The 26318-nt window shown below is 72.7% G+C and carries 26 protein-coding genes; 17 read left to right on the plus strand and 9 right to left on the minus strand.

The annotated features are described in order from the left end of the window. Positions 1 to 128: 128 nt before the first annotated feature. The 3 genes from K8U61_RS19745 to K8U61_RS19755 are packed head-to-tail and all read right to left on the minus strand — an operon-like array spanning position 129 to position 2555. Positions 129 to 386, minus strand: coding sequence for a hypothetical protein (locus tag K8U61_RS19745; RefSeq protein ID WP_224124778.1), 258 nt, complete (start codon positions 384 to 386; stop codon positions 129 to 131). Between the two features lie 29 nt (positions 387 to 415). Then, positions 416 to 1291 carry a 1,4-dihydroxy-2-naphthoate polyprenyltransferase gene (locus K8U61_RS19750; RefSeq protein ID WP_224124779.1) on the minus strand — a complete coding sequence of 292 codons (876 nt, stop codon included), beginning with the start codon at positions 1289 to 1291 and terminating at the stop codon, positions 416 to 418. Positions 1292 to 1301: 10 nt separating this feature from the next. After that, on the minus strand, positions 1302 to 2555 hold the full coding sequence (locus K8U61_RS19755) for an MFS transporter (RefSeq protein ID WP_224124780.1): 1254 nt from the start codon (positions 2553 to 2555) through the stop codon (positions 1302 to 1304). A gap of 199 nt (positions 2556 to 2754) precedes the next feature. On the opposite strand from K8U61_RS19755, the gene K8U61_RS19760 reads away from it, so the two are divergent. The 4 genes from K8U61_RS19760 to K8U61_RS19775 all read left to right on the plus strand — a co-directional run bounded on the left by K8U61_RS19760 (position 2755) and on the right by K8U61_RS19775 (position 7654). Continuing rightward, positions 2755 to 3729 (plus strand): AMP-binding protein, encoded by a 975-nt coding sequence (locus K8U61_RS19760; protein WP_224124781.1) that lies wholly within the window; start codon positions 2755 to 2757, stop codon positions 3727 to 3729. Continuing rightward, positions 3726 to 4673, plus strand: coding sequence for an o-succinylbenzoate synthase (locus K8U61_RS19765; RefSeq protein ID WP_224124782.1), 948 nt, complete (start codon positions 3726 to 3728; stop codon positions 4671 to 4673). Before K8U61_RS19760 ends, K8U61_RS19765 begins: the two co-directional genes overlap by 4 nt. Continuing rightward, complete coding sequence (menD, locus tag K8U61_RS19770) at positions 4670 to 6250, plus strand: 2-succinyl-5-enolpyruvyl-6-hydroxy-3-cyclohexene-1-carboxylic-acid synthase (protein WP_224124783.1); 1581 nt, start codon at positions 4670 to 4672, stop codon at positions 6248 to 6250. The genes K8U61_RS19765 and menD overlap by 4 nt, the downstream gene beginning before the upstream one ends. An 81-nt stretch (positions 6251 to 6331) precedes the next feature. After that, the gene (locus tag K8U61_RS19775; protein ID WP_224124784.1) at positions 6332 to 7654 is read left to right on the plus strand and encodes a hypothetical protein; all 1323 of its coding nucleotides are present in this window, start codon (positions 6332 to 6334) and stop codon (positions 7652 to 7654) included. Positions 7655 to 7664: 10 nt separating this feature from the next. On the opposite strand, the gene K8U61_RS19780 is transcribed toward K8U61_RS19775, so the two are convergent. Continuing rightward, positions 7665 to 8288, minus strand: coding sequence for a hypothetical protein (locus tag K8U61_RS19780; protein WP_224124785.1), 624 nt, complete (start codon positions 8286 to 8288; stop codon positions 7665 to 7667). 62 nt (positions 8289 to 8350) lie between these two features. Here K8U61_RS19780 and K8U61_RS19785 point away from each other — a divergent pair, with 62 nt between their 5' ends. From K8U61_RS19785 to K8U61_RS19795, 3 genes are read left to right on the plus strand one after another with little or no spacing between them, the layout of a single operon-like run. Further along, on the plus strand, positions 8351 to 9259 hold the full coding sequence (locus K8U61_RS19785; protein ID WP_224124786.1) for a helix-turn-helix domain-containing protein: 909 nt from the start codon (positions 8351 to 8353) through the stop codon (positions 9257 to 9259). Between the two features lie 36 nt (positions 9260 to 9295). Further along, the gene (locus K8U61_RS19790; RefSeq protein ID WP_224124787.1) at positions 9296 to 11152 is read left to right on the plus strand and encodes a Na+/H+ antiporter; all 1857 of its coding nucleotides are present in this window, start codon (positions 9296 to 9298) and stop codon (positions 11150 to 11152) included. After that, positions 11149 to 11862 carry a cysteine hydrolase family protein gene (locus tag K8U61_RS19795; RefSeq protein WP_224124788.1) on the plus strand — a complete coding sequence of 238 codons (714 nt, stop codon included), beginning with the start codon at positions 11149 to 11151 and terminating at the stop codon, positions 11860 to 11862. The genes K8U61_RS19790 and K8U61_RS19795 overlap by 4 nt, the downstream gene beginning before the upstream one ends. Here K8U61_RS19795 and K8U61_RS19800 read toward each other — a convergent pair. The 3 genes from K8U61_RS19800 to K8U61_RS19810 are packed head-to-tail and all read right to left on the minus strand — an operon-like array spanning position 11800 to position 14062. After that, positions 11800 to 12978 carry a cytochrome P450 gene (locus K8U61_RS19800; protein ID WP_224124789.1) on the minus strand — a complete coding sequence of 393 codons (1179 nt, stop codon included), beginning with the start codon at positions 12976 to 12978 and terminating at the stop codon, positions 11800 to 11802. The genes K8U61_RS19795 and K8U61_RS19800 overlap by 63 nt on opposite strands. Continuing rightward, complete coding sequence (locus tag K8U61_RS19805; protein WP_224124790.1) at positions 12975 to 13457, minus strand: GNAT family N-acetyltransferase; 483 nt, start codon at positions 13455 to 13457, stop codon at positions 12975 to 12977. The genes K8U61_RS19800 and K8U61_RS19805 overlap by 4 nt, the downstream gene beginning before the upstream one ends. Beyond that, a complete protein-coding gene (locus tag K8U61_RS19810) occupies positions 13454 to 14062 on the minus strand; it encodes a LysE family transporter (RefSeq protein WP_224124791.1) in 609 nt (202 codons plus the stop codon). Before K8U61_RS19810 ends, K8U61_RS19805 begins: the two co-directional genes overlap by 4 nt. Before the next feature lie 35 nt (positions 14063 to 14097). On the opposite strand from K8U61_RS19810, the gene K8U61_RS19815 reads away from it, so the two are divergent. Then, positions 14098 to 14736: an MBL fold metallo-hydrolase gene (locus K8U61_RS19815; RefSeq protein ID WP_224124792.1), complete on the plus strand. Its 639-nt coding sequence runs from the start codon at positions 14098 to 14100 to the stop codon at positions 14734 to 14736. 83 nt (positions 14737 to 14819) lie between these two features. On the opposite strand, the gene K8U61_RS19820 is transcribed toward K8U61_RS19815, so the two are convergent. Further along, positions 14820 to 16046, minus strand: a complete 1227-nt coding sequence (locus K8U61_RS19820) for an isochorismate synthase (RefSeq protein WP_224124793.1) — start codon at positions 16044 to 16046, stop codon at positions 14820 to 14822. 64 nt (positions 16047 to 16110) lie between these two features. On the opposite strand from K8U61_RS19820, the gene K8U61_RS19825 reads away from it, so the two are divergent. Next, on the plus strand, positions 16111 to 16764 hold the full coding sequence (locus tag K8U61_RS19825) for a hypothetical protein (RefSeq protein WP_224124794.1): 654 nt from the start codon (positions 16111 to 16113) through the stop codon (positions 16762 to 16764). A gap of 4 nt (positions 16765 to 16768) precedes the next feature. Here the strand turns inward: K8U61_RS19825 and K8U61_RS19830 are convergent, their stop codons facing one another. After that, positions 16769 to 17623: a L,D-transpeptidase family protein gene (locus K8U61_RS19830; protein ID WP_224124795.1), complete on the minus strand. Its 855-nt coding sequence runs from the start codon at positions 17621 to 17623 to the stop codon at positions 16769 to 16771. A 127-nt stretch (positions 17624 to 17750) separates the two neighbouring features. On the opposite strand from K8U61_RS19830, the gene K8U61_RS19835 reads away from it, so the two are divergent. From K8U61_RS19835 to K8U61_RS19870, 8 genes are all read left to right on the plus strand, one after another. Next, positions 17751 to 18440, plus strand: a complete 690-nt coding sequence (locus K8U61_RS19835; protein ID WP_224124796.1) for a demethylmenaquinone methyltransferase — start codon at positions 17751 to 17753, stop codon at positions 18438 to 18440. A gap of 288 nt (positions 18441 to 18728) precedes the next feature. Continuing rightward, a complete protein-coding gene (locus tag K8U61_RS19840; RefSeq protein WP_224124797.1) occupies positions 18729 to 19088 on the plus strand; it encodes an NADH-quinone oxidoreductase subunit A in 360 nt (119 codons plus the stop codon). A gap of 145 nt (positions 19089 to 19233) precedes the next feature. Then, positions 19234 to 19788: a NuoB/complex I 20 kDa subunit family protein gene (locus K8U61_RS19845; RefSeq protein ID WP_224124798.1), complete on the plus strand. Its 555-nt coding sequence runs from the start codon at positions 19234 to 19236 to the stop codon at positions 19786 to 19788. A gap of 67 nt (positions 19789 to 19855) precedes the next feature. Next, positions 19856 to 20536 (plus strand): NADH-quinone oxidoreductase subunit C, encoded by a 681-nt coding sequence (locus K8U61_RS19850; RefSeq protein ID WP_372454322.1) that lies wholly within the window; start codon positions 19856 to 19858, stop codon positions 20534 to 20536. Then, positions 20536 to 21873 (plus strand): NADH-quinone oxidoreductase subunit D, encoded by a 1338-nt coding sequence (locus K8U61_RS19855; RefSeq protein ID WP_224124799.1) that lies wholly within the window; start codon positions 20536 to 20538, stop codon positions 21871 to 21873. The genes K8U61_RS19850 and K8U61_RS19855 overlap by 1 nt, the downstream gene beginning before the upstream one ends. Continuing rightward, positions 21870 to 22622, plus strand: a complete 753-nt coding sequence (nuoE, locus tag K8U61_RS19860; protein WP_224124800.1) for an NADH-quinone oxidoreductase subunit NuoE — start codon at positions 21870 to 21872, stop codon at positions 22620 to 22622. The genes K8U61_RS19855 and nuoE overlap by 4 nt, the downstream gene beginning before the upstream one ends. Then, positions 22615 to 23925 (plus strand): NADH-quinone oxidoreductase subunit NuoF, encoded by a 1311-nt coding sequence (gene nuoF / locus K8U61_RS19865; protein ID WP_224124801.1) that lies wholly within the window; start codon positions 22615 to 22617, stop codon positions 23923 to 23925. The genes nuoE and nuoF overlap by 8 nt, the downstream gene beginning before the upstream one ends. Further along, complete coding sequence (locus K8U61_RS19870) at positions 23898 to 26312, plus strand: NADH-quinone oxidoreductase subunit G (protein ID WP_372454324.1); 2415 nt, start codon at positions 23898 to 23900, stop codon at positions 26310 to 26312. The genes nuoF and K8U61_RS19870 overlap by 28 nt, the downstream gene beginning before the upstream one ends. Positions 26313 to 26318: the final 6 nt, after the last annotated feature.

The raw sequence follows: 26318 nt of genomic DNA on the forward strand, positions 1-26318 counted from the left end.
GCCAAGGGCGCGTTAGCGTGAGTCACGAGGACCTCCAGTAGGTGGGTAGGTGTGGTAACCCCCTCCGTACTGGAGGTCCTCGCTATTCGTCTACGCCTCGCCGTTCACAACCTGATGAGGAACTACACCTAGGCGTCGGTGTCGTAGCCCTTCGTGGCCTGACGTGCGGCCGCGGCCGGGTCGTAGCTCCGTACGTCGTGCGTTCGCACCACGTGGACCACGGCGATGAGTGCGGCCGCGCCGGCCAGGACCCACATCAGCTCGCCGACCGCGTCCCGGGCGGGCGTGCTGGTGGTGCGCTGGTGGAAGAACACACCGACGAGCACGAAGTAGATCGCGACGGTCCCGGCCAGCACGGCCGGGTAGTACGACGGTCGCTGCGGCATGGCGTGAGCATGCCACCTCCCGCCCGGGTTCAACCGGCGACGACGAGCCCGACGGCCACCAGAGCCGCCCACAGCAGCTCGGCGAGGCCCGTCTGCTGGAGCACCGGGATCAGGCCGGGCCCGACCGCTGCGCCCAGCACGGTGCGGGTGGCCGGGGCGGCGAGCACCAGGAAGCCGAGCCCGAGGACGGCCCACCACGAGGTGACGACGGCGACGCCGAGGACGGCGAGCGCAGCGACGACCACCAGCGCGGCGTACAGGCGGCGGGTGCCGCGGTCGCCGAGCAGCACCGCGAGGGTGCGCTTGCCGGCGAGCGTGTCGGTCGGGATGTCCCGCAGGTTGTTGGCGACGAGGATCGCGCAGGCCAACGCACCGACGCCGACGGCGGCCCAGAGCGCGGCCCACTCCCAGGTCTCCGTCTGCACGTACGTCGTGCCGATCACGGCGACCAGGCCGAAGAAGACGAAGACCATCACTTCGCCGAGGCCGAGGTAGCCGTAGGGCTTCGAGCCGCCGGTGTAGTACCAGGCCGCGACGACGCAGACGAGCCCGACCGCGACCAGCCACCAGGCCGTGGTCGCCGCGAGTACCAGGCCGGCGACCCCGGCCACCCCGAAGGCGAGGAACGCCGCGCGCTTCACCGCACCAGGCGCGGCCGCGCCGGAGCCGACCAGCCGCATCGGCCCGACCCGGTCGGCGTCGGTGCCGCGGATCCCGTCGGAGTAGTCGTTGGCGTAGTTGACCGCGACCTGGAGGGCCAGCGACACCACGAGGGCGAGCAGCGCCTTCCACCAGACCGCGCCGTCGGCGTACGCCGCGACGCCGGTGCCGGCCAGGACCGGGGACACGGCAGCGGGCAGGGTGCGCGGCCGGGCGCCGGCGAGCCACTGAGCAGGAGTTGCCACGACGGATGATTCAAGCAGCAGCGTCGGCGTGGACGCGCGCGAGGTAGCGCTCGGCGGCGCGCGAGGACGGCCCCATGCCGAGGACGCCGACCACGATGATCGCCGCGATCAGCAGCCAGCCGGTCGTGCCCCACTCCATCGCCAGGTAGGTGAACAGGGCCGGTGCCCACACGTTGCCGAGGATGCTCCCGAGCTGGGCTGCGCCCTGGTACTCGCCGCGTCGGTCGGGATCGGACAGCTCGGAGAGGAAGCCCCAGTGCCCGGCCGACTGGAAGAGCTCGGCACCGGTCACCGTCACGTGGCCCAGCCAGACGAGCAGGATCGTGGTCCAGCCGAGGGTGTCGTGGGTGACCAGCACGATCAGGCAGGACAGCACGAAGAAGGCGCCGCTGATCCGGGCGGCGCGCAGCGAGGAGGAGACCGAGTCGACGCCCCGCGCGGCTGGGACCTGCAGCAGCACGGCGAGCACCGTGTTGGTGCCGAAGAGCCACGCCAGCAGCACGTGGGGGGCGTCGGTCTCCTGCACCAGCCAGAGCGGGATCACGATGTTGAGCAGCACCTGGTTGGTGCCGAGGATCCCGTCGCAGACGTTGAGCAGCACGAAGCCGCGGTTGCGCAGCGCGCTGCCCTGGACCGCCTTCTCCACCGGCACGACGTCCTCGGCCGTCGGCTTGTCGTGCGGGGCGTCCGGCAGTCGCGTGATCATCACGCCGTTCGCGAGCAGCACGCAGGCCGTCAGCCACGGGACGGCCCGGATCACGGTGTCGCTGTCCGAGGCGAGCGCGAGGCCGCCGATGAGGGCACCGATCGTGAAGCCGATGTTGAGCGCGGCCCGGACGAACGCCGAGGTCCGCACCCGCTCCTCGCGCGGGAAGATGTCGATCGTGTAGGCGCCCCGGCCGGACCAGCCGGCGTTCTGCACGACCTCGAGAAGCACGACGAGGACCAGGAACGTCGCGAAGCCGCCGATGAACGGCCAGACCAGGTAGAGCGCCGCCATCGTGAAGGCGCTCAACCCCCAGAGGCGCTTGGGCCCGAGCCGGTCGGCCAGCTTGCCGGCCGGGATCGAGCAGCAGAAGCTGGCCAGCCCGCCGACGGTCAGGCCGAGACCGACCTGGGCGGCGCTCAGGCCGACGATCTGGGTGAAGAAGACCGCGCTGCCGGTGAGGAACGCGCCCTCGCCCGTCGCGAAGAGCACCGACTGTGCCGAGAGCCTCCGCGCGAGTGGCGTCGGCGGCAGGAATCGATCCAGACGGGTCGGCACCAGGGCATCCCATCACGCGGGTCTAGTGCCGCGGGTGGAAAGTATCTGGATGGTGGGTGTCGTCAGGGTGCGTGCCTGGCAAGGCGGCGTCGCGCCGGGCTACCGGGCGTAGCTCCAGCGATGCCAACGCAGCCAGGTGCGTGCCATGGCGGCTCGAACCGTCCAACGACTTTTCGCCCGTGGCACTAGTCTCGGCCAGGTGATTTCGGAGGTCCGCGGGCTCGGCGCCTGGCTCGCCGCCGACGACCCGGGTCCGTGGATCGTCGAGACCTCCGGCTCGACCGGTGCGCCCAAGCGCGTGGTCCTCTCGCGGGCCGCTGTGCTCGCCTCCGTCGAGGCCTCCGCGCGCCGGCTCGGCGGCTCCGGCCGCTGGCTGCTGGCGCTGCCGTCGGCGTACGTCGCCGGCCTGCAGGTGATCTGCCGGTCCCTGGTGGCGGGCTACGAGCCGGTGGTGCTCGACGAGCACGCGACCTTCGCCGACGCGGCCCACGACTGCGACTTCGTCTCGCTGGTGCCGACGCAGCTGCACCGGCTCCTCGACTCGGACGCCGACGTGCTCCGCGCCTTCCGCACCGTGCTCCTCGGTGGGGGTCCGATCGACCCCGGTCTCCGGCGCCGGGCCGAGGACGCAGGGGTCCGCGTGGTGGCGACGTACGGCTCGGCCGAGACCGCCGGCGGGTGCGTCTACGACGGGCTGCCGCTCGACGGCGTCGGTGTCGCCATCGACCGCGACGGCCGGATCCGGCTGGGCGGGCCGACCCTCTTCGACCGGTACGACGGTGATCCCGAGCTCACCGCCCAGGTCCTGGTCGACGGCTGGTTCCTGACCTCCGATGCCGGTCGGCTCGACGACGACGGCCGGCTCCGGGTCCTCGGGCGGCTCGACGACGTGGTGGTCAGCGGCGGTGTGAACGTGCCCGCGCCCGCGGTCGCCGCTCGGGTGCGGGACCACCCGGACGTGGTGGCGGCCGAGGTGCTCGGCGTACCGGACGAGGAGTGGGGCAACCGTCTGGTTGCGTTCGTCGTCGGCCCGCTCTCCCTGGACGCGGTCCGGGAGTGGGTGGCCGACGCCCACCCGCGGTCCTGGGCGCCGCGCCAGCTGGTGGCGCTCGACGAGATCCCGCTGCTGCCCAACGGCAAGCCGGACCGGCTCACGCTCCGGAGCCTGGTGTGATCGTCTACAGCGTGCCGATGCGCACCCGCTTCCGCGGCATCACCGTGCGCGAGGGCGTGCTGGTCGAGGGTCCCGCGGGCTGGGGCGAGTGGAGCCCCTTCCTGGAGTACGACGCGGCGGTCGCCGAGCCGTGGCTGCGCTGCGCCGAGGAGGCGGCCGCGGGCGACTGGCCGGCGCCGGTGCGCGACTCCGTGCCCGTCAACGTCACCGTGCCGGCGGTCGGTCCCGAGCAGGCCCACGAGATCGTGCGCCGCGGCGGCTGCCGCACCGCGAAGGTGAAGGTCGCCGAGCCCGGGCAGACCCGCGCCGACGAGCAGGCCCGACTCGAGGCGGTGCGCGACGCGCTCGGCCCGGACGGCCGGGTCCGGATCGACGTCAACGGCCTGTGGGACGTCGACACCGCCGTCGCCGCCATCGGCGTCCTGGACCGCGCGGCCGGCGGGCTGGAGTACGTCGAGCAGCCGGTCGCGACCGTCGAGGACCTCGCCGTCGTCCGCCGCCGCGTGGACGTGCCGGTCGCGGCCGACGAGTCGATCCGGCGGGCCGAGGACCCCTACCGGGTGCGCGACCTGGCCGCCGCCGACGTGGCGGTGCTCAAGGTCCAGCCGCTCGGGGGGGTGCGGGCCTGCCTGCGGATCGCCGAGGAGATCGGGCTGCCGGTCGTCGTGTCGTCCGCTCTCGAGACCAGCGTCGGGATCGCCGCCGGGATCGCGCTCGCCGCCGCCTTGCCGGAGCTGCCCTACGCGTGCGGCCTCGCGACGGTCCAGCTGCTGACCGGCGACGTCGTCACCGAGTCGCTGCTGCCCGTCGACGGCGCGCTCCCGGTGCGGGTGCCGTCGGTCGACCCGGCGCTGCTCGCGACGCACGCCGCCGCTCCGGACCGGGTCGCCCACTGGGAGGCCCGGCTCGCCGACGTACGCGCCCTGCGAGAGGATCGGGTGTGACCTCCACCGACCTCGCGCGCCGGGTGCTGACCGCGCTGATCGAGGCCGGCGTCACCGAGGTCGTGGTCTGCCCCGGCTCCCGCAACGCGCCGCTCTCCTTCGCGGCGTACGACGCCGCGGCGGCGGGACTGGTCCGGCTGCACACCCGCATCGACGAGCGGGCGGCCGGCTTCCTGGCCCTCGGGCTGACCAAGAACCACCGCCGCGCGGCCGTGATCTGCACCTCCGGCACCGGCGTCGCCAACCTGCACCCGGCCGTCCTCGAGGCCGCGCACGCGGGGGTCGACCTCGTCGTCGTCACCGCCGACCGGCCGGCCCGGCTGCGGGGCACCTCGGCCAACCAGACCACCGACCAGGTCGGCATCTTCGGGCCGCTGGTCGCGACCCAGGACGCGACCGGGGGGATCGACCTGATCACCGGCTCGCCGGTGCACCTCAACGTGCCCCTCGACGAGCCGCTCCTGCCCGACGACCGGTGGGCTCCGGACGTCGTGCCGGGGGAGCCGGTCCACCGCGCCGTCGCCGCGTCGCTGACCACGCTCCCGGTCGGTCCGCGCACCGTCGTGGTCGCGGGCGACGACGCCGGTCCTCGTGCCCGGGTGCTCGCCGAGCAGGCCGGGTGGCCGCTGCTCGCCGAGCCGTCCAGCGGCTCGCGCACCGGCGACAGCGCCATCCGCACCTACCGGCTCCTGCTCGGCTCCGACCTCGGCGAGCGCGTCGAGCGGGTCGTGGTGTGCGGCCATCCGACCCTGTCGCGTCCGGTCAGCCGGCTGCTCGGCCGCGAGGACGTGGAGGTCGTCGACATCGGGGGCAGCTGGGGTGCCTGGTCGGAGCGACCCTTCCCCGTCGACGGCCGGGTCATCGGTGGCGTCGGGGTGGACGAGCCCGACGACCCCACCTGGCTCGAGGACTGGCGCGAGGCGGACCGCTCGGTCAGCCGTCAGCTGGACGCGCTCCTCGCGGCCGAGCGCGACCTCACGCCGCACGAGGTCGCCGGGACCGTCGCCCGTGCGCTGCCGGCCGGCGGCCTGCTCGTCGTCGGTGCCTCGAGCCCGATCCGCGACCTCGACCTGATGGTGCCCCGCTACGACGTCGGCGCGCGCCGCAAGGTGATCGCCAACCGCGGCCTGGCCGGCATCGACGGCACCGTCTCGACCGCGATCGGCGCCGCTCTCGCCCGGTCGAGCACCCGGTCGTTCGCGCTCATGGGGGACGTGACCTTCCTGCACGACGCCAACGGTCTGGTCATCGGCCCCGGCGAGCCCGTCCCCGACCTCACCATCGTGGTCGTCAACGACGACGGTGGCTCGATCTTCACCATGCTCGAGCAGGGGGCGCCGCCGTACGCCGAGCAGTACGAGCGCCTCTTCGGCACCCCGCACCACGTCGACCTCGCCGCCCTCTGCGCCGCCACCCGCACCCCGCACTGGCGGGTCGGGTCGCTGCCCGAGCTCGAGCAGGCGCTCGCCTCGCCCAACGGCGGCATCGAGGTGGTCGAGGTCGTGGTCCGCCGCGACAACCGGCGCGACCTCGACGAGCGGATCCGCGCGCTGCGGCCGTCGCCGGGCGCCGGCTAAGAGAAATCGCGGTCGCTCCCGCCCTCGACTTACCCGATCTGCGGGCTGCGGCGGAGCGGGGTCCGGGTGTGCGCTCGGACCATGTGGTTCTCGACTCGGCGGAGACGGCGGATCCAGGTCGGCGCGGCAGCGGGTGCGCTGCTGGCTGGGCTGCTGAGTGGGCTCGTGGTCGCGGCGCCGCCACCGTCGGCGGCGGGTCCGGTCATCCCGTCGCTGCCCCGGGCGGACGCCGACGACCGGACGCCGCGCGTGGTCGACGACGCCGCGGTGCCGGAGGCGGGGGTCTACGAGCTGCACCAGGTCGGGGGGACGATGTACGCCGGCGGCGACTTCCGCACCGTCCTGAGCGCCGACCGGCGGACGACGTACGCGCGCCGCAACTTCCTCGCCTTCGACGCCACCACCGGCGCCGTCTCGTCGTTCGCCCCACGCTTCGGCGGGCAGGTGTGGGCGATGGAGTCGAGCCCCGACGGCCGCTACCTCTACATCGGCGGCACGTTCGGCTCGGTCGACGGCGTGGCCGCGAACCGCCTGGTGAAGTGGGACCTGCAGCTCAACCGGGTGGACCCGACCTTCCGCTTCACGGTGCCGGTCCAGCGGGTCAGCGACCTGCAGCTGGTCGGCAACCGGCTCTTCGTCGCCGGCACCTGGGAGGGCGGGCTCGTCGCGGTCGACCCGACGACGGGTGCGGCCTCGGGCTACTTCGACGGCACCCAGGTCCGCGGCGGCAACACGCAGTGGTCGACGCGCGCCTACCGGTTCGCGGTCAACCCGGCCGCGACCCGGATGGTGGTCATCGGGTCGTTCACCTCGGTCGGCGGCCAGCGCCGTGCCGAGGTGGCGATGCTCAACCTCGGCACGACGGCCGCGACCGTGTCGGCCTGGCACTCAACCCGGTGGGACCAGATCTGCAACGGCAGCCGCTGGTACACCCGCGACGTCGACTGGCTGCCCGACGGGAGCGCGTTCGCCGTCGTGACCTCGGGTGGGGACGAGCCGACGGGGTCGACGCTGCTCTGCGACGCCGCGTCCCTCTGGCGGCCGGTCGACGCGGACGGTCAGCAGCCGGTGTGGGTCAACTACACCGGCGGCGACACCTTCCACTCCGTCGCCGCCACCAACCGGGCGATCTTCGTCGGCGGCCACCAGCGCTGGCTCGACAACCCCCTCGGGAACAACGCCGCCGGCCCGGGCTCGGTGCCGCGACTGGGTCTGGGCGCGATCGACCCGGCGACCGGCCGGGCGCTGTCGTGGAACCCGTGGAAGAGCACCGAGGGCGGCCTGGGCGCCTACGACCTCTACTTCACCTCCCGGGGTCTCTGGGTCGGTCACTTCGAGCGCGGGCTCGGCACCGGCCCCAACGGGCACGAGACCCACGAGGGTCTCGGCCTGCTGCCCTACTGAGGGCTGCTCGTCAGCCCAGCAGACGTCCGGTCAGGTCGGTGATCGCGGCGGCCACCTCCGCGGGGGCGACCAGCTGGTGCAGGTGCCGGCCGGGCAGGCCGAGGACCGGCCAGCCCCGGTCGTGGGCGAGGCGGATCTCCTCGGCGTACGTGCCGCCGAAGGCGAGGTACGCCGACGGTCGGTCGGCCCAGCCGTCCGGCACTGGCACCCGCGTCTCGAAGGAGGAGACCGGCAGCCGCGGCTGCTCCGCCTCGACCGCGGCCCGGGTCGCGGCGTCGGGGAAGAGCGGGTCGACATCCGCGTCGTCCCACCAGTGCGACCAGGGCGGCAGGAGGCCGGCGTCGTCGGCGAGCCTCGAGAGGAAGTCGAGGAAGCGGGGTGGGGCCAGCGCCGTGTCGGACGCACCCCCGGCCGGCAGCGCGGCGTCGACGTAGACGGTCGCGCGGGCGCCGAGCCTCTCGGCGAGCCGCGGGGCGTGCAGGCCGGCGTTGCTGTGCGGCACGAGCACGACTCCCTCGGCCTGGGTCCGGTCCAGCTCGTCGACCGTCGCGACCCTGGCGCCGAGCAGGTCGGCCACCGGCGCCCACGACGCGGGTCCGAGCAGCGGGCTCGGGACCAGGATCAGCTCGACCACGCGAGCAGGCTACGCAAGCACGATCAAGCGCGACCTCCGCCCGGCGCAGCATGATCGGGGGCATGCCCGCAGCCGACACGTTCGCCCAGTTCGTCGACCACCTCGCCGAGGCGCTCGACGACCACGGGCTGAGCGCCGACGACCGGGCCGCGCGGCTGCACTTCTCCCGCTACCACCTCGACCGGATGGTCCGGGCGGTCGCGGGCGAGCCGCCGCAGGCGCTGCGCCGCCGGGTGCTGCTCGAGCGCGCGGCGTACCGCATGATCACGACCACGGCCCCGCTCATCGACGTCGCCGTCGAGGCGGGCTACGGGTCCCACGAGGCGTTCACCCGCGCCTTCGCCCGGGCGTACGGCGTCGCTCCCGCGACGTGGCGGCGCAAGCCGGGACACCTCCAGATCGACGCGCCCAACGGCGTGCACTTCCACCCACCCGGCAGCCTCCGGCTGCCGGCGAGAGACCAGGTGACCCAGATGGACCTGATGATGAAGATGGTCGAGCACCACGTGTGGCTGACCGGCGAGATGATCCGCGTCGCGGGCGAGCTCACCGACGAGCAGCTCGACCAGCCGATCGAGCTCGACGTCGACGACGACCGCCAGACGATCCGGACGCTGCTGTCCCGGCTGGTCGGCCAGATGGGCATGTGGAACGCCGCCCTCGCGACCCGCGACTACGACTGGACCGTCGAGGAGCACGAGCCCCTCGACGCGATGCGGGAGCGGCTCGCGGTCGAGGGGTCGACGTACGTCGGGCACGTCCGCGACGTCATCGACCAGCAGCGCCTCGACGACACCTTCGTCGACGCGCTCTGCGAGCCGGCCGAGGTGTTCACCTACGGCGGGATGATCGCGCACGTGCTGACCTTCGCGGCCCACCGCCGCACCCTGGTGGCCCTGGCGCTGACCCGCCACGGGGTCGGCGACCTCGGCTGGGGCGACCCGATGCTCTGGGTCGCGCAACCCGCCTGACCCCCGCGCGTCACGGGTATCCGGGAAGATGGCTGCGTGCATGTCGCCCTCCTCCTGCTCGCGCTCGCTGCCGGCGTGCTGGCCTGCGTCGTCATCGCCGCCCGGGTCGGCGTGCCCGCGCCGCTCCTGCTGGTGGTCGCGGGCGTCGGCGCGTCCTTCCTGCCGTGGGTGCCGCAGATCCACCTCGAGCCCGAGGTGGTGCTGCTCGGACTGCTGCCGCCGCTGCTCTACTCGGCCTCGATCTCGTCGTCGCTGATCGACTTCAACGCCCACCGGCGCGTGATCCTGGCGCTCTCGATCGGCGCGGTCCTCTTCACCACGGCCGGGGTCGGGCTCGTCGTCCACCTGCTGCTCCCGGGTGTGTCCTGGCCGATCGCGTTCGCGCTGGGCGCGGTCGTGGCGCCGCCCGACGCGGTGGCCGCGACCGCGATCGGCCGCCACATCGGCCTGCCGCGCCGGGTCGTCACCATCCTCGAGGGCGAGTCGCTCTTCAACGACGCGACCGCCCTGGTGTCCCTGCGCACGGCGCTCGCCGCGACCGGCATCTCCTGGTACGTCGGCCTCGACTTCCTCCTCGCGGCCGGGGGCGGCGTGCTGATCGGCGTGGTCGGCTTCCTGGTCATCGGCTGGCTGCGCAAGCGGATCACCGACCCGGTGCTCGACGTCGGCCTGTCCTTCGTGATCCCCTTCGCCTGCTTCATCGCCGCCGAGGAGATCCACGCCTCCGGCGTCGTCGCGGTCGTCGTCGCCGGCCTCCTGCTCGGCCACAAGGCGCCGATCCTCCAGACGGCGCAGTCGCGGATCGCCGAGCAGACCAACTGGCGCACGATCGCCTTCCTGCTCGAGAACACCGTCTTCGCGCTCATCGGCCTCCAGGCCCAGTGGCTCTTCCAGGACCTCGCCGACAGCGACCTGTCAGGCGTCCGGGTGACCGCGATCTGCGCGTCGACGCTGCTGGCCTGCATCGTGCTGCGGATCATCTGGGTCTTCATCTCGCGCTGGATGCTGGTCCGTCCGGGTCCGGACCCCTCGACCGGGCGACGTCCCCCGGCCGCGCAGACCTTCCTCATCGGCTGGGCCGGCATGCGCGGCGTGGTGACCCTGGCCGCGGCGTTCCTGATCCCCGAGGACACGCCGCACCGCGAGGTGCTGCTGATGGCGGCGTTCACGGTCGTGGCCGGCACGCTGCTCATCCAGGGCCTGTCGCTCCCGATGCTCGCCCGCCGTCTGCGCGTGCCGCAGCCGGACCCGCTCGACGACGCGCTGGCCCGGGCCACGCTCCTCCAGCAGGCGTCCAAGGCCGCACTCGACGAGCTCGACGACCTCGACTACGACGACCGCGCCGGCGTCGTCGACCTGATCCGGCAGCGCCTCGACCAGCGCAACTTCGCGGCCTGGGAGCGGCTCAGCACCACCGCCGACCAGGAGTCGCCGGCCGCGCTCTACTACCGGATCCGCACCGAGATGCTCGACGCCGAGCGCCGCCGCATCCTCGAGATCCGCAGGTCCGGCACCGTCGACTCCGAGGTGATCGCGGACGTCCTCGCGACCCTCGACATCGAGGAGTCGATGCTCGACAGCGCCGAGGCCGAGCGCGACGAGTCGGCGGCGTACGCCGCGCGCCGCTGGACCACCGGCGACCTCTGCCCCGACCTGGAGCAGCACGGCGCGGTCGACGAGCCGCCGGCGACCTACTGCCAGGCCTGCCTCGACGAGGGCACCCAGTGGGTCGCGCTGCGGCGCTGCCTGGAGTGCGGCAACATCGCCTGCTGCGACTCCTCACCCAAGCAGCACGCGACCCGGCACTTCCACGACGAGCAGCACCCCGTCATGCAGTCGGCGGAGCCGGGCGAGGACTGGCGCTGGTGCTATGTGCACCACCTGACCGCATGAGCCCTGCCCGGCCGCACCGGTGGCACATCGACGAGGCGGAGTACGCCCGCCACGAGAGCCGCCGGGGACGGCGGCACGCGTTCGACCGGATCGAGCCGACCCGGACGGCGCTGGTCGTGATCGACCTGGTGCCGTTCTTCGTGGAGGAGAACGACTACTGCCGGGGCATCGTGCCGAACGTCCAGCGGCTCGCGACCGCCCTCCGCGACGCAGGCGGCACCGTGGCCTGGGTGCTGCCGCACGGCGGCCTCCCGGCGACGCTCGCCGAGGAGCTCCTCGGCCCCGAGGTCGCCGCGCGGTACGCCGCATCGGGCGGCGCCGGTCCGCTGCGCGAGCGCCTCTGGCACGAGCTCGACGTACGAGACGAGGATCTGCTGGTCGAGAAGTCGGCGCAGAGCGCGTTCTTCCCGGGGCGCTCGCCCCTGCCGGAGCTCCTGGCGGAGCGCGGCATCGACACCGTCGTCGTCACCGGCACCGTGACCAACGTCTGCTGCGAGTCGTCGGTCCGGGACGCCAGCACCCTCGGCTACCGCGTCGTGATGGTCGCGGACGCCAACGCCGCCCCGAGCGACGAGGTCCACAACGCCACCCTCCGCACGGTCTACCGGTCGTTCGGCGACGTACGCACCACCGACGAGGTGCTGGCGCTAGTGGCCCGCGGTGAAGCGGATCGGGAAGCGCAGCGCCCCGGTGTTGCCGGAGACCGGTAGCCACTCACCCGGCCCGTCGGGGACGGCGTCCGGCATCCGGCGGGCGAGGAGTGGGAGCGCGACGGCCATGTCGGTGCGGGCCACGAAGTGACCCAGGCAGTGGTGCACGCCGGCGCCGAAGCCGTGGTGCGGCGGCCGCTGCTGGGTGATGTCGAAGGCCGGGTCCGGCATCGCCGCCGGGTCGGTCCCGGCGCTGTGCGAGAGCATCTGCACGATGCCGCCCTGCGGGATGTGGAGACCCTGGAAGTCGACGTCCTCGAGGGCCTCGCGGGTCACCCAAGTGACGGTCGGGTTGACCCGCATGACCTCCTCGACGGCGTTCTCGCCCAGCTCGGGGTGCTCGCCGAGCTGCCGCCACTGGTCCGGGTGGGCGAGCAGCGTCTGGAGGGCGAGGCCGAGCTGGTTGCGGGTGGTCTCCATCCCGGCGAACGCCAGGAAGACCAGGGCCACGCCGAGCTCGTGCGGGCTCAGCCGGTCGCCGTCCTCGGTCGCCTGGACGAGCGTCGTCACCAGGTCGTCGCGCGGGTGGGCGCGGCGGTCGGCGACGACCTCCTCGACGTACCCGTAGAGGCCGTCGAGGGCGGCCTCGATCTTCGGCACCTGGTTGCCGACGTCGATGGAGAACGACGCGCCCAGGTCGTCGGCCCACTGGGCGACCTGGTGCCAGTGGTCCTCCGGCAGTCCCAGCAGCACGCAGATGATCCGGGCGGCGTACGGCTCGGCGAACTCGCTGACGAACTCCACCGAGCCGCGGTCGGCGAAGCCGTCGATCAGCTCGTTGGCGAGCGCCTGGAAGCGGGGCCGCATCGCGGCGATCGTCCTGTTGCGGAAGGCCGGCATCAGCAGCCGCCGGATCCGCGCGTGGTCGTCGCCCTCCAGCGACAGCAGGGTCTCCTGCCACCAGTCGGAGAAGAGGCCGGAGTGGATGCCGTTCTGGGCCGGCCAGCGGGCGTTGCCCTGGCGGAACCGGCGGTCGCGCAGGAGCGCGCTCACCTCGGCGTACCGGAGCACGGCCCAGCCCCAGTTGGTCTCGACGTACCAGCTCTCGTCGCGGGCCGCGTGCACGGCGGGCGATGTGACGTCGAAGGTCGGGTCGGAGAGGTCGAAGCGGGTCACGGGCGCACCATCCGGATCTCGTCAGCGCCGAGGTCGGCGTAGTGCTCGCGAGCGCCGTCGGCGGCGAACCCGTTGCGGCGGTAGAACCCCTGCGCCCGCTCGTTGGCCGCGAGCACCCAGAGCGAGCACGGCCCGTCGGGCCGCACCTCCTCCCAGAGGCGCTGCCCGAGGCCGGTGCCCCAGAAGGCCGCGCGGGTGTAGATCGCGTAGAGCTCGTACGGCGTGGCGCCGTCCTCGTCGCGGCTCGGCCCGGCCACGGCGAAGCCGACCAGCGCGCCGTCGGACTCCGCGACCGTGCGTGGCGGCCCGGACGCGAGCTGCCGGGTCCACGCGGCCACCCACGGCGCCGGGTCGGCCAGGCGCTCCTCGAGGAGCGCCGCGTCGACGTACGGGCCGTAGGCCTCGCGCCAGCACGCCCGCTGGAGGGCGGCGCCGGCCTCGATGTCGGCCGTGGTCGCCGGACGGAGCAGGGGAGTCACGCGAGCATCGTATGGAGCGCCAGCAGCGCGATGACGGCGGCCGACACCAGACCGGTCACGAGGTGCGCCCGGTGACCGGTCGCGACCCGGCCGAGCGCCGCGCCGCCGCCCGCGAGCACCAGCTGCCAGGACGCGCTCGCCACGAAGGCGGCGACCACGAACACCGTGCCCTCGGCCGCGCCCGACACCAGGTGCTGGTTGCCGAGCACGACGGCCGCGAAGTAGACGACCGTCGTCGGGTTGACGGCGGTGATGCCCAGGAACAGCGCGTACGCCGCACCCGGCCGCATCGGCCGCGCCTCGCGGACCCGGCCGGCGGTGCCGATCGCGTGCGCCGCCGTCAGCCCGGCGATGACGAGCAGCACGATCCCGGACGCGATCGTCAGCGCGTGGCTGACCGGCTCGAGCACAGCGGCGATCGCCGCACCGGCGATCACGGCGAGGGCGGCGTACGTCCCGTCGACGGTCGCGATGCCGAGCGCGCCGGCGGCCCCGACCCGGAACGACGTCCGCGACGCGAGCGCGACCAGGAACGCCCCGACGGCGCCGATCGGGATCGCGATCGCCCAGCCGGTGACGAGACCTGAGAGGACGACCTCGGACACGTGCCGCATCGTGGCAGCGGACTAGTGTCGAGGGCATGCGGATTACCAAGTTCGGCCACGCCTGCGTCCGGATCGAGCACGACGGCACGACGCTCGTGCTGGACCCCGGGATGTTCACCGACGCCGAGGCGGCCGACGGCGCCGACGCCGTGCTGATCACCCACGAGCACCCCGACCACTACGTGCCCGACCACCTGCGCGCGACCGACGCCGCGATCTTCACGATCGAGGACGTCGCGGCCAAGATCCGCGCGGACGCTCCGGAGGTCGCCGAGCGGATCACGGTGGTGGCGCCGGGGGAGAGCTTCGAGGTCGGCGGCCTCCCGGTCCGCGCGGTCGGCGAGCTGCACGCCGTCATCCACCCGGAGTTCCCGCGCCTGCACAACAGCGGGTACGTCGTGACCGCTGGCGACGCGAAGATCTACCACCCCGGCGACTCGCTCACCGAGCCGGGCGAGGCGGTCGACGTACTCCTCGTGCCGTCGTCGGCGCCGTGGCTGAAGGCGATGGAGGCGATCGAGTTCGCCCGCGCCGTCAAGGCCCCGCGCAACCTGGCGATCCACGACCGGATCTACACCGAGGCCGCCCACGGCATCCTCGAGATGCAGATGAACTCGTTCCTCCCGGCCGCCGGCCAGGAGTACCTCCGCCGCGGGGACGGCGAGGACTTGTAGGGCACTCCTGGTGGTTGACAGCCGTTGCAACCCCCGACAAGCGACGGGATACCCGGTCGACCGGGGATCCCCGCCGGCGGCGGTCAGCCCGCGGTGAGCGCGTCCCGCACGGGGACGAACTTCGCCTGCGCCTCGGCCAGCTCCGCCTCGGGGTCGGAGTCGGCGACGATGCCGCAGCCGGCGTAGAGGCGGACGGTCGAGCCGGAGAGCCAGGCGGAGCGCAGCGCGATGCCCCACTCGCCGTCGCCGCTGGCGTCCATCCAGCCGACCGGACCGGCGTAGCGGCCGCGATCCATGCCCTCGATCTCGGAGATCAGGTCGACGGCGACCGGGGTCGGGGTGCCGCCGACGGCGGCCGACGGGTGCAGCGCCTCGGCCAGCTGCAGCGAGGACACCGTCGCGGCGTCGTGGACCACGCCGGCGACGTCGGTCGCGAGGTGCATGACGTTGGGCAGGTGCAGGACGAACGGCGCCTCGGGCACGTTCATCGACGAGCAGTGCGGCTCCAGCGCGTCGGCGACGGAGCGGACGGCGTACTCGTGCTCCTCGAGGTCCTTCGACGACCGGGCGAGGGTGGCGGCGAGGGCGAGGTCGCGCTCGTCGTCGCCGGTCCTCCGGATCGTGCCGGCCAGCACCCGCGAGGTGACCAGCCCGCGCTCGCGGCGGACGAGCATCTCCGGCGTCGCGCCGAACATGCCGTCGACGTGGAAGGTCCAGCACATCGGGTAGCCCTCGGCCAGCCGACCCAGCGGCCAGCGCACGTCGATCGTCTCGTCGGCGGTGGCGACCAGGTCGCGCGCCAGCACGACCTTCTCCAGGTCGCCGCGGCTGATCCGCGCGACCGCGTCGGCCACGACCGACATCCACTGCTCGCCGTTGAGGGCGCCGTCGGCGAAGCTCACGCCGGACGGCGGGTCCGGGATCTCGGCCGGCTCGAGCGAGGGCGTGGGTACGTCGCCGACGGTCGTCAGCCAGGCCACGTCGCCGCGCCGGCCGACCACCACGCGGGGGAGCACCAGGACCGACTCGCCCGGGTCGTCGGCGAAGCCGAACGTGCCGAAGGCGACCGGGCCGGTGCCCGGCTCGTTGACCTCGTCGTGGACGACCGCGTTGGCGGTGGTCTCGCGCCACCACTTGTCGGCGTCCGCGAAGCGGGTCACGCCGCCGGTGCGCACCTCCGCCGCGCAGCCCCAGCCGACCAGCCCGTCGCCGCGGCGCAGCCACGTCACGGGCCGGTCCGCCGGGACCAGGTCGAGGAGGCGCGTGGCCGCATCGAGGTCGAGGCGGACGGTGCGGACGGTGAGCGGCACGAGCCGAGACTACTCACGGACCCGAGCGTGAACGGCGTCGCCCGGCCCGGTACCGTCGGCGGACGTGAGCACCCCCACTTCCGGCCAGTCCGCCAGCCGTACGTCGAGCTGGGTCGGGATCGCCCTCGGCATCGTCCTCCTCGGGCTGGTGGCGGCGTTCGCGATCGGGCTGCCCAAGGCGGTCGGCGACACGGCCGACGCCGAGCCGGCTCCGGTGACCCTGCCCGACGAGCTGCCGGGCGGCTACCCCGCGGCCGACGACCCGGCGGCGTTCAAGGACAGCGACTACGCCGACCAGGCCGAGGACATCGCCAAGCAGCAGAAGGCGGCCACCGACTACGGCAACGACGTGCTGCCCGACGCCCTCGGCCACCCGGCCGCTACGCGGACCTACGTCGCCGACGGCACCACGCCGGTCTTCGTGCAGGTGTTCCGCGCCGACGGCGGTGCCTTCGCCCCGGAGACGATGGTCGACCCGACCACCTCGCAGGGCCAGGGCGGCACCACCATGGAGGCCGTCGGCGACGGCGCCTGCATCCTCACCTACGGGCAGTCGCAGACCGACGGCACCGACGTGGGCGACCCGAGCACGATCCAGTGCCAGATCAGCCGGGACGGCCTCACCGTCCAGATCGAGGCCTCGGGGATGAAGGCCGACGACATCGTCGACACCGGCGACGCCCTCCTCGACGAGCTGGTCAAGCAGGACCAGGAGTAGCCGTCTACGACCAGTAGACGACGACCGTGTCCCCGACGTGGACGCGGTCGTAGAGGGCCGCGACGCCGTCGTAGTCCCGGACGTTGACGCAGCCGTGCGACGCGCCGGCGTACCCCACCGTCGCGAAGTCCGAGGAGTAGTGCACGGCCTGGCCACGGTCGAAGAACATCGCGTACGGCATCGACGAGCCGTAGAGGTGCGACACGTGGTCGGCGTCCTTGACGTAGACGTGGAAGACGCCCTCACGGGTCGGCGTGGTGGAGGCGCCGAAGCGGACGTCGAGGGTCTGCTGCACCTCTCCGTCGACCACGAAGCGCAGGGTGCTCGACGTCTTGTCCACGCACAGCACCCGGCCGGTGGTGCACCGCGGGTCGAGCGCGCCGGGCCGGTTGACGTTGACGCTGTTGGTGAGCTCGCCCTGCGTCGGCTCGGTGGTCATCGCGGCGAGCCGGTCGAGGGTGCGCTGGTCGACGTACCCGGTCACCGGGATCCCGCGCTTGCCCTGGAAGCCGCGCACGGCTTCGACCGTGCGGGGGTCGTAGGAGCCGCTGACGTCGCCGGCGTACCAGGCGATCTGCTTGAGCCGCGCCTGGAGGTCGCGGACGTCGGCGCCGCGGTCGCCGCTGCCGAGCAACCGGGCTCCGGGGTCGACGACCGGGTCGTGGGGCCGGACCGGGCGCGACGCGCGGTGCGGGGGCTCCTCGGTGGGGCCGGCGGACTCGGTGGGAGCCGGCCGGCCGGTGCCGGACGCGGACGGGCTGCCGTCGTCGTCGCTGACCGCGACCCCGGCCGCGAAGGCGCCGGTGGACAGCACGGCGGCGACGACCGCGAGCAGGAGGAGGCGACGGACGAGACGCATGGTGAGCTCCCCAGGGGAAGGTGGTGAGTCGGACACGAGGGTGACGCTCGAACGGGCCGTCCGGTTGCACGTCGTCCGGCGTGCCCCGGCACCGTGACCAACCTGTGACCGCCAGTAGTCTCTGCGGGTGGTCCGCGCAGAGCTCGACAAGCAGCCGTCCGACGTACGTCGCATGTTCGACGCCGTGGCGCGCCGCTACGACGTCACCAACGACGTGCTCTCGCTCGGCCAGGACCGCCAGTGGCGCAAGGCCGTGATCGCGGCCGTCGACCCGCAGCCGGGGGAGCGGGTGCTCGACCTCGCCGCGGGCACCGGTACGTCGAGCCAGCCCTTCGCCGACCGCGGCGCGCGGGTCGTCCCGTGCGACTTCTCCCTCGGCATGCTGCAGGTCGGCAAGCAGGCGAAGCCGCACCTGCCGTTCACCGCGGGCGACGGCACCCAGCTGCCGTTCGCCGACGAGACCTTCGACGCCGTGACGATCTCCTTCGGGCTGCGCAACATCGTCGACCCGCTCGCGGGCCTGCGCGAGCTGCGTCGGGTCACCCGCCCCGGCGGCCGGATCGTGGTCTGCGAGTTCAGCCACCCGACGTGGGCGCCGTTCCGCACGCTCTACCTCGAGTACCTCATGAGGGCCCTGCCGCCGATCGCCCGTGCGATCTCGTCCTCCCCGGACGCCTACGTCTACCTCGCCGAGTCGATCCGCGCCTGGCCCGACCAGCGCGGCCTTGCTGCCCTGCTCGCCGAGGCCGGCTGGCAGGCGCCCGCCTGGCGCGACCTCTCGGGCGGCATCGTCGCCCTGCACCGCGCCACCCGCTGACTCGCTCGCGGGTGACGGCTGCCAGCAGCCCTTCCCCGCCCGGCCCTCCCGCCGGTCGAATTAGGACACGTTCTCGTGCACTAAATGCCCAGGTCAGGCGTGGGATCGGGGACCTTCGACCCCAATTCACCCGCGAAGGTCCACCCGGCGTGCAGGGGCCAATCCGGAGTGGTTAACTGTGTTCCGCGCCACTTCGTGATCTGGTTCACAAAGTCACATTCGCGGTTCGCGGTGCGCGCAGCGGCACTGAGCAGCAGCACGAAGCAGCACTGGGAAGTGAGGCGAGGCATGGAGCTCTACACACCGGTCTTGTGGCTGGCCGCGATCGCGGCGGGCTTCGCGGGATTCTCGGTGATCATGAGCGTCGCGGTCGGCCCGAAGCGCTACAACCGGGCCAAGCTCGACTCCTACGAGTGCGGCATCGAGCCGACGCCGCAGCCGCTCGGCGGCGGCCGCTTCCCGGTGAAGTACTTCATCACCGCGATGCTCTTCATCGTCTTCGACATCGAGATCATCTTCCTCTACCCCTGGGCCGTGAACTTCGACGCGCTCAAGCTCTTCGGGCTGGTCGAGATGGTCCTGTTCATCGTCACCGTCTTCGTCGCCTACGCCTACGTGTGGCGCCGTGGCGGCCTCGACTGGGATTGAGCGCCGAGATGCACGCACATTGCCTTCGTTGTCGTCGGTCGACGGCCGCTCCGCTGCGCTCCGCTGAAGGCCGCCTTCCCTCCTCCGCCTTGGCACTGCACGCGCCTCTCGACGCTCAACCGGCACGAAAGGTAGGCCTTCACTGATGGGTATCGAGGAGAAGCTCCCCAGCGGCGTCCTGCTGACGACCGTCGAGGGCGTCGCCGGCTACATGCGCAAGGCGTCGTTCTGGCCCGCGACCTTCGGTCTGGCGTGCTGCGCGATCGAGATGATGACCAGCGGCGGCCCGAAGTACGACCTGGCCCGGTTCGGCATGGAGGTCTTCCGCGCCAGCCCGCGGCAGGCCGACCTGATGATCGTGGCCGGCCGCGTGAGCCAGAAGATGGCGCCGGTCCTGCGCCAGATCTACGACCAGATGCCCGACCCCAAGTGGGTGCTCGCGATGGGTGTCTGCGCCAGCAGCGGCGGCATGTTCAACAACTACGCGATCGTCCAGGGTGTCGACCACGTCGTCCCCGTCGACATGTACCTCCCGGGCTGCCCGCCGCGCCCGGAGATGCTCATCGACGCGATCCTCAAGCTCCACGACCAGGTGCAGCACACCAAGCTCGGCAGCAACCGCACCCGCGAGATCGAGGAGCAGGAGACCGCCGCCCTCCGCGCGCTGCCCACCTCCGAGATGAAGGGCCTGCTGCGATGAGCACCCCACGGAATCCTTCGTCTCCCCCGCTTCGCTCCTCCGCCGAACGATTCCGAGGGGACCCCGCATGACGGACAACGACGCCACGGACCAGATGCCGGAGAACGTCCCGGCGCCCACCGGCGAGGTCCACGAGGTCGGTGTCCGGCACGGCATGTTCGGCGTCCACGGCACCGGCGACACCAGCGGGTACGGCGGCCTGGTCCGTCCGACCGTCTATCCCGGCGACGCGCAGCGCCCCTACGGCGGTTGGTACGACGAGGTCGCCGACGCGCTCGAGGTCGCCACCCCGCGCGTGGTCATCGACCGCGGCGAGATCACCTTCCACGTGCGCCGCGAGGACCTGCCGACCGTCGCCAAGCTGCTGCGCGACGAGCTCAAGTTCGAGCTCCTCAGCGGCGTCAGCGGCGTGCACTACCCCGACGACCACGGCGCCGAGCTGCACGCGGTCTACCACCTGCTCTCGATGACCTACAACCGCCGGATCCGGGTCGAGGTGACTGCTCCCGACGCCGACCCGCACGTTCCGTCGCTGGTCCCGCTCTACCCGACCGCCGACTGGCACGAGCGGGAGACCTTCGACATGTTCGGCATCGTCTTCGACGGCCATCCCGCACTCACCCGCATCCTCATGCCCGACGACTGGCCGGGCCACCCCCAGCGCAAGGACTACCCGCTGGGCGGCATCCCCGTGGAGTACAAGGGCGGCTCGGTGCCGCCTCCCGACCAGCGGAGGTCGTACAACTGATGAGCACCGACTACTACGCCAGCGGCGCCGACACCACCGACGGCAAGGTCTTCACCGTCACCGGTCAGGACTGGGACTCCATCGCGCAGGGTCTCTCCGACGAGGAGATGGCCGAGCGGGTCGTGGTCAACATGGGCCCGCAGCACCCGTCGACCCACGGCGTGCTCCGGCTGATCCTCGAGCTCGAGGGCGAGACCGTCACCGAGGCGCGGTGCGGCATCGGCTACCTCCACACCGGCATCGAGAAGAACATGGAGTTCCGCTCCTGGACGCAGGGCGTCACGTTCTGCACCCGGATGGACTACCTCTCGCCGTTCTTCAACGAGATGACCTACGTGCTCGGCGTCGAGCGACTCCTCGGCATCGAGGACGACGTGCCGGAGAAGGCCCAGGTCATGCGGGTCCTGCTCATGGAGCTCAACCGCATCTCCTCCCACCTCGTCTGCATCGCGACCGGTGGCATGGAGATCGGCGCGCTGACGGTCATGACGATCGGCTTCCGCGAGCGCGAGCTGGTCCTCGACCTCTTCGAGCTGATCACCGGCCTGCGCATGAACCACGCGTTCATCCGCCCCGGCGGCGTCGCCCAGGACCTCCCGCACGGCGCGCTCGACGAGATCCGCAGCTTCATCGCGCTGATGCGCAAGCGCCTCCCCGAGTACGCCGACCTCTGCAACGCCAACCCGATCTTCAAGGGCCGGCTCGAGGGCGTCGGCCACCTCGACCTCGAGGGCTGCCTCGCGCTGGGCATGACCGGTCCGGTGCTGCGCAGCACGGGCTACCCGTGGGACCTGCGCAAGACCCAGCCCTACTGCGGCTACGAGACCTACGACTTCGAGGTGCAGACCTGGGACACCAGCGACGCCTACGGCCGCTTCCGCGTCCGCCTCAACGAGATGTGGGAGTCGCTCAAGATCGTCGAGCAGGCCGCGGACCGGCTGGCCAAGCTCGACGGTGCCCCCGTCATGGTCGCCGACAAGAAGGTCGCGTGGCCGAGCCAGCTCGCGATCGGCAGCGACGGCATGGGCAACAGCCTCGACCACATCCGGCACATCATGGGTGAGTCGATGGAGGCCCTGATCCACCACTTCAAGCTGGTGACCGAGGGCTTCCGGGTCCCGCCCGGCCAGGTGTACGTGCCCGTCGAGTCGCCGCGCGGCGAGCTCGGGGCACACGTCGTCTCCGACGGCGGCACCCGCCCCTTCCGGGCGCACTTCCGCGACCCGTCGTTCACCAACCTGCAGGCGACGAGCGTGATGTCCGAGGGCGGCATGGTCGCCGACGTGATCGTCGCGATCGCCTCCATCGACCCGGTCATGGGAGGTGTCGACCGATGACGCTGACTCAGGAGCACCTCGGCGAGCTGCGCGAGATCGCGGCCCGCTACCCCCAGGCGCGCTCCGGCCTGCTGCCGATGCTGCACCTCGTGCAGTCGATCGAGGGCCGGGTCACCGCCGAGGGGATCGAGGCCTGCGCCGACATCCTCGGGATCACCGCCGCCGACGTCAGCGGCGTCGCGACCTTCTTCACGATGTACAAGCGGCGTCCGGTCGGCGACTACCACGTCGGCGTCTGCACCAACACGCTCTGCGCGGTGATGGGTGGCGACGCGATCTTCCAGCGGCTCAAGGACCACCTCGACGTCGGCAACGACGAGACCACCGAGGACGGCAAGGTGACCCTCGAGCACGTCGAGTGCAACGCGGCCTGCGACTACGCGCCGGTGATGATGGTCAACTGGGAGTTCATGGACAACCAGACCCCGGAGTCCGCGGTCCAGGTCGTCGACGACCTCCGCTCCGGCGCCGAGGTCCACTCCACCCGCGGCCCGCGCATCGTCACCTGGCGCGAGGCCGAGCGGGTGCTCGCCGGCTTCCCCGACGGCCTCGCCGACGAGGGACCGGCCGCCGGCCCGGCCTCGCTGGTCGGCCTCGGCATCGCCCGCGAGCGCGGCTGGACGGCTCCGTCGTCCGACGCCGGTGCCGGCAGCGGCAAGACCGCTGAGACGAAGGAAGAGGCCGTCGAGCAGGCCGACACGAGCCGCGCCGAGACCGAGACCAAGCAGGAGGAGCGCAGCGATGACTGACGTGCTCACGCCGGTCCTCACCGACAACTGGGGCGACGACCGGGCCTGGACGATCGCGGCGTACACCGACCGCGGCGGCTACGCCGCGCTCGACAAGGCCTTCGCGATGGAGCCGGACGCCGTCATCGAGGCGGTCAAGGAGTCCGGCCTGCGCGGTCGCGGCGGCGCCGGCTTCCCGACCGGCATGAAGTGGGGCTTCATCCCGCAGGACAACCCGAAGCCGAAGTACCTCGTCGTCAACGCCGACGAGTCCGAGCCGGGCACCTGCAAGGACATCCCGCTGATGATGGCCAGCCCGCACACGCTGGTCGAGGGCGTCATCATCAGCAGCTACGCCATCCGGGCCCACCAGGCCTTCATCTACATCCGCGGCGAGGTCCTCCACGTCATCCGGCGCGTCCAGCGGGCGGTCGAGGAGGCGTACGCCGCCGGCCACCTCGGCAAGAACATCCACGGCTCGGGCTTCGACCTCGACGTCGTGGTCCACGCCGGCGCGGGTGCCTACATCTGCGGTGAGGAGACCGCCCTGCTCGAGGGCCTCGAGGGTCGTCGCGGCCAGCCGCGGCTGCGCCCGCCCTTCCCGGCCGTCGCCGGCCTCTACGCGAGCCCGACGGTGATCAACAACGTCGAGTCGATCTCGTCGGTGCCGAGCATCATCGAGCACGGCCACCAGTGGTTCGCCTCGATGGGCACCGAGAAGTCCAAGGGCTACGGCATCTTCTCCCTCTCGGGACACGTCCAGAGGCCCGGCCAGTACGAAGCCCCGCTCGGCATCACGCTCCGCGAGCTGATCGACCTCGCGGGCGGCGTCCGCGAGGGCCACGAGCTCAAGTTCTGGACCCCCGGCGGCTCCAGCACCCCGCTGCTGACGACCGAGCACCTCGACGTCCCGCTCGACTTCGAGGGTGTCGGCGCCGCCGGCTCGATGCTCGGCACCCGCGCGCTGCAGATCTTCGACGACACCGTCTGCGTGGTCCGGGCGACGCTGCGCTGGACCGAGTTCTACAAGCACGAGTCCTGCGGCAAGTGCACGCCGTGCCGCGAGGGCACCTGGTGGCTCGTGCAGGTGCTCTCCGCGCTGGAGAAGGGCCAGGGGAGCGAGGCCGACCTCGACCTCCTGCTCGACCAGTGCGACAACATCCTCGGCCGCTCGTTCTGCGCGCTCGCCGACGGCGCGGTGAGCCCGATCGCCAGCTCGATCAAGTACTTCCGCGACGAGTACGTCGCGCACCTCACCGAGGGCGGGTGTCCCTTCGACCCGGCCCGGTCCACCGCATGGGCAGCAGAGGAGGTGACGGTGTGACGACCGCCCCGGAGCAGACCGACCTCGTCACGCTGACGATCGACGGCATCCAGGTCAGCGTCCCCAAGGACACGCTGGTGATCCGCGCCGCCGAGCAGGTCGGCGTCCAGGTCCCGCGCTTCTGCGACCACCCGCTGCTCGCGCCGGTCGGCGCCTGCCGGCAGTGCCTGGTCGACATCCCCGACGCCGGCAACGGTCGCGGCTTCCCCAAGCCGCAGGCCTCCTGCACCCTGCCGGTCGCCGAGGGCATGGTCGTCAACACCCAGGCCACCAGCGAGGTCGCCGACAAGGCGCAGCAGGGGATCATGGAGTTCCTGCTGATCAACCACCCGCTCGACTGCCCGGTCTGCGACAAGGGCGGCGAGTGCCCGCTGCAGAACCAGGCGATGTCCAACGGCCGCGGCGAGTCGCGCTTCGCGGCGAGCGGCGGCGTCAAGCGCACCTTCCCCAAGCCGATCAGCATCTCGCCGCAGATCCTGCTCGACCGGGAGCGCTGTATCGTCTGCCAGCGCTGCACCCGCTTCGCCGCGGAGATCCCCGGTGACCCGTTCATCGCGCTGATCGAGCGCGGCGCGCAGCAGCAGATCGGCATCGCCGAGGACGCGCCGTTCCTCTCCTACTTCTCGGGCAACATCATCCAGATCTGCCCGGTCGGCGCGCTCACCAGCGCCGAGTACCGCTTCCGCTCCCGCCCCTTCGACCTCGTCTCGGCGCCCAGCGTCGCCGAGCACGACGCCTGCGGCGCGGCGATCCGGGTCGACCACCGGCGCGGCAAGGTGATGCGCCGCCTGTCCGGCAACGACCCCGAGGTCAACGAGGAGTGGATCACCGACAAGGACCGCTTCGCGTTCCACTACGCCAGCCAGCCCGACCGGCTGACCTACCCGCAGGTGCGCGACGAGGACGGCAGCCTCCGGCCGGCGTCCTGGCCCGAGGCCTTCGCGGTCGCGGCCCGCGGCCTCGCCTCGGCGGGCGCGACCGGCGTGCTCACCGGTGGCCGCGTCACGGCCGAGGACGCCTACGCCTACAGCAAGTTCGCCCGGGTCGCGCTCGGCACCAACGACATCGACTTCCGGGCCCGCCCGCACTCCGCCGAGGAGGCCTCCTTCCTCGCCAGCGAGGTCGTCCTCCGCATGCCGGTGACGTACGCCGACCTCGAGACCGCCCGCACCGTCGTCCTCGCCGGGCTCGAGCCCGAGGACGAGGCCGGCACGATCTTCCTTCGGCTGCGCAAGGCGGTCCAGGGCGGCACCCGCGTCGTCGCGCTCGCGCCGTACGCCACCCGCGGCCTGCGCAAGCTCGGCGGCCACCTCGAGGTGACCACCCCGGGCGAGGAGGGCATCGTCCTCGGCGGGCTCACCGAGCACGCCGAGCACGGCATCGACAGCACCGCGGTGATCCTCGTCGGCGAGCGCCTGGCCACCGTGCCGGGGGCGCTGACCGCGGCCGCCCAGCTCGCCGCCCGCACCGGCGCCAAGCTCGCCTGGGTGCCGCGCCGCGCCGGCGACCGCGGCGCGGTCGAGACGGGCTGCCTGCCCAACCTGCTGCCGGGCGGACGTCCGGTCGCCGACGCGCAGGCGCGGGTCGACGCGGCCGCCGCGTGGGGCGTCGACCACCTCCCCGACGCACCGGGCCGCGACGGCGACGCGATCGTCGCCGCCCTCGGTTCCGGCGCCCTCGGCGGCCTCGTGGTCGGCGGCGTCGATCCCGACGACACGGCCGACCCGGCCGCCTTCCGGGCCGCGCTCGACAAGGCCGCCTTCGTGGTGGCGCTCGAGATCCGCGAGACCGACGTGACCCAGGCCGCCGACGTGGTCTTCCCGGTCGCGCCGGTCACCGACAAGCCCGGCATGTTCGTGACCTGGGAGGGCCGGCCGCGTCCGTTCGACGCGGTCTTCGTCAGCCCGACCTCGCTGCCCGACCTGCGCGTCCTCGCCGGCATCGCCGAGGAGCTCGACCGCCCGCTCGGCTTCCGCACCGTGCCCGAGGCGCGGGCGCAGATGGAGGAGATGGGGCCCTGGGACGGGGAGCGCGCGGCCCACGGCGGATCCGCGACCGGCGCCAGCGCGCCGTCCTCGACCGGCGACGGCCTCGCGCTCTCGACCTGGAAGCTGCTGGTCGACAACGGCTCGATGCAGGACGGCGACAAGGCCTACCACGCGACGGCCCGGCAGGCCGTGGTCCGGCTCAGCCCGGCGACGTACGACGCCCACGGCCCGGTGGTCACCCTCACCGGCGACCGCGGCTCGGTGACGCTGCCGGCCGAGGCGGCCGACCTGCCCGACGGCGTCGTGTGGGTGCCGAGCAACTCCTTCGGCAACGGCGTGCTGGCCGACCTGGCCTCACCCGGCAGCCGGGTGACGATCGCGAAGGGAGCTGACCAGTGATCGTTC

This window comes from Nocardioides mangrovi (assembly GCF_020073815.1).
GTDB lineage: Bacteria > Actinomycetota > Actinomycetes > Propionibacteriales > Nocardioidaceae > Nocardioides > Nocardioides mangrovi.

What these genes read in the sequence shown, in the direction of transcription:
- K8U61_RS19795 (WP_224124788.1), top strand. Translation starts at nt 11,149, where the DNA reads ATGAGCCCTGCCCGGCCGCACCGGTGGCACATCGACGAGGCGGAGTAC.
- K8U61_RS19855 (WP_224124799.1), top strand. Translation starts at nt 20,536, where the DNA reads ATGAGCACCGACTACTACGCCAGCGGCGCCGACACCACCGACGGCAAG.
- K8U61_RS19775 (WP_224124784.1), top strand. Translation starts at nt 6,332, where the DNA reads ATGTGGTTCTCGACTCGGCGGAGACGGCGGATCCAGGTCGGCGCGGCA.
- K8U61_RS19845 (WP_224124798.1), top strand. Translation starts at nt 19,234, where the DNA reads ATGGGTATCGAGGAGAAGCTCCCCAGCGGCGTCCTGCTGACGACCGTC.
- nuoF (WP_224124801.1), top strand. Translation starts at nt 22,615, where the DNA reads ATGACTGACGTGCTCACGCCGGTCCTCACCGACAACTGGGGCGACGAC.
- K8U61_RS19785 (WP_224124786.1), top strand. Translation starts at nt 8,351, where the DNA reads ATGCCCGCAGCCGACACGTTCGCCCAGTTCGTCGACCACCTCGCCGAG.
- K8U61_RS19850 (WP_372454322.1), top strand. Translation starts at nt 19,856, where the DNA reads ATGACGGACAACGACGCCACGGACCAGATGCCGGAGAACGTCCCGGCG.
- K8U61_RS19840 (WP_224124797.1), top strand. Translation starts at nt 18,729, where the DNA reads ATGGAGCTCTACACACCGGTCTTGTGGCTGGCCGCGATCGCGGCGGGC.
- K8U61_RS19830 (WP_224124795.1), bottom strand. Translation starts at nt 17,623, where the DNA reads ATGCGTCTCGTCCGTCGCCTCCTCCTGCTCGCGGTCGTCGCCGCCGTG.
- K8U61_RS19745 (WP_224124778.1), bottom strand. Translation starts at nt 386, where the DNA reads ATGCCGCAGCGACCGTCGTACTACCCGGCCGTGCTGGCCGGGACCGTC.
- K8U61_RS19870 (WP_372454324.1), top strand. Translation starts at nt 23,898, where the DNA reads ATGGGCAGCAGAGGAGGTGACGGTGTGACGACCGCCCCGGAGCAGACC.
- nuoE (WP_224124800.1), top strand. Translation starts at nt 21,870, where the DNA reads ATGACGCTGACTCAGGAGCACCTCGGCGAGCTGCGCGAGATCGCGGCC.
- K8U61_RS19815 (WP_224124792.1), top strand. Translation starts at nt 14,098, where the DNA reads ATGCGGATTACCAAGTTCGGCCACGCCTGCGTCCGGATCGAGCACGAC.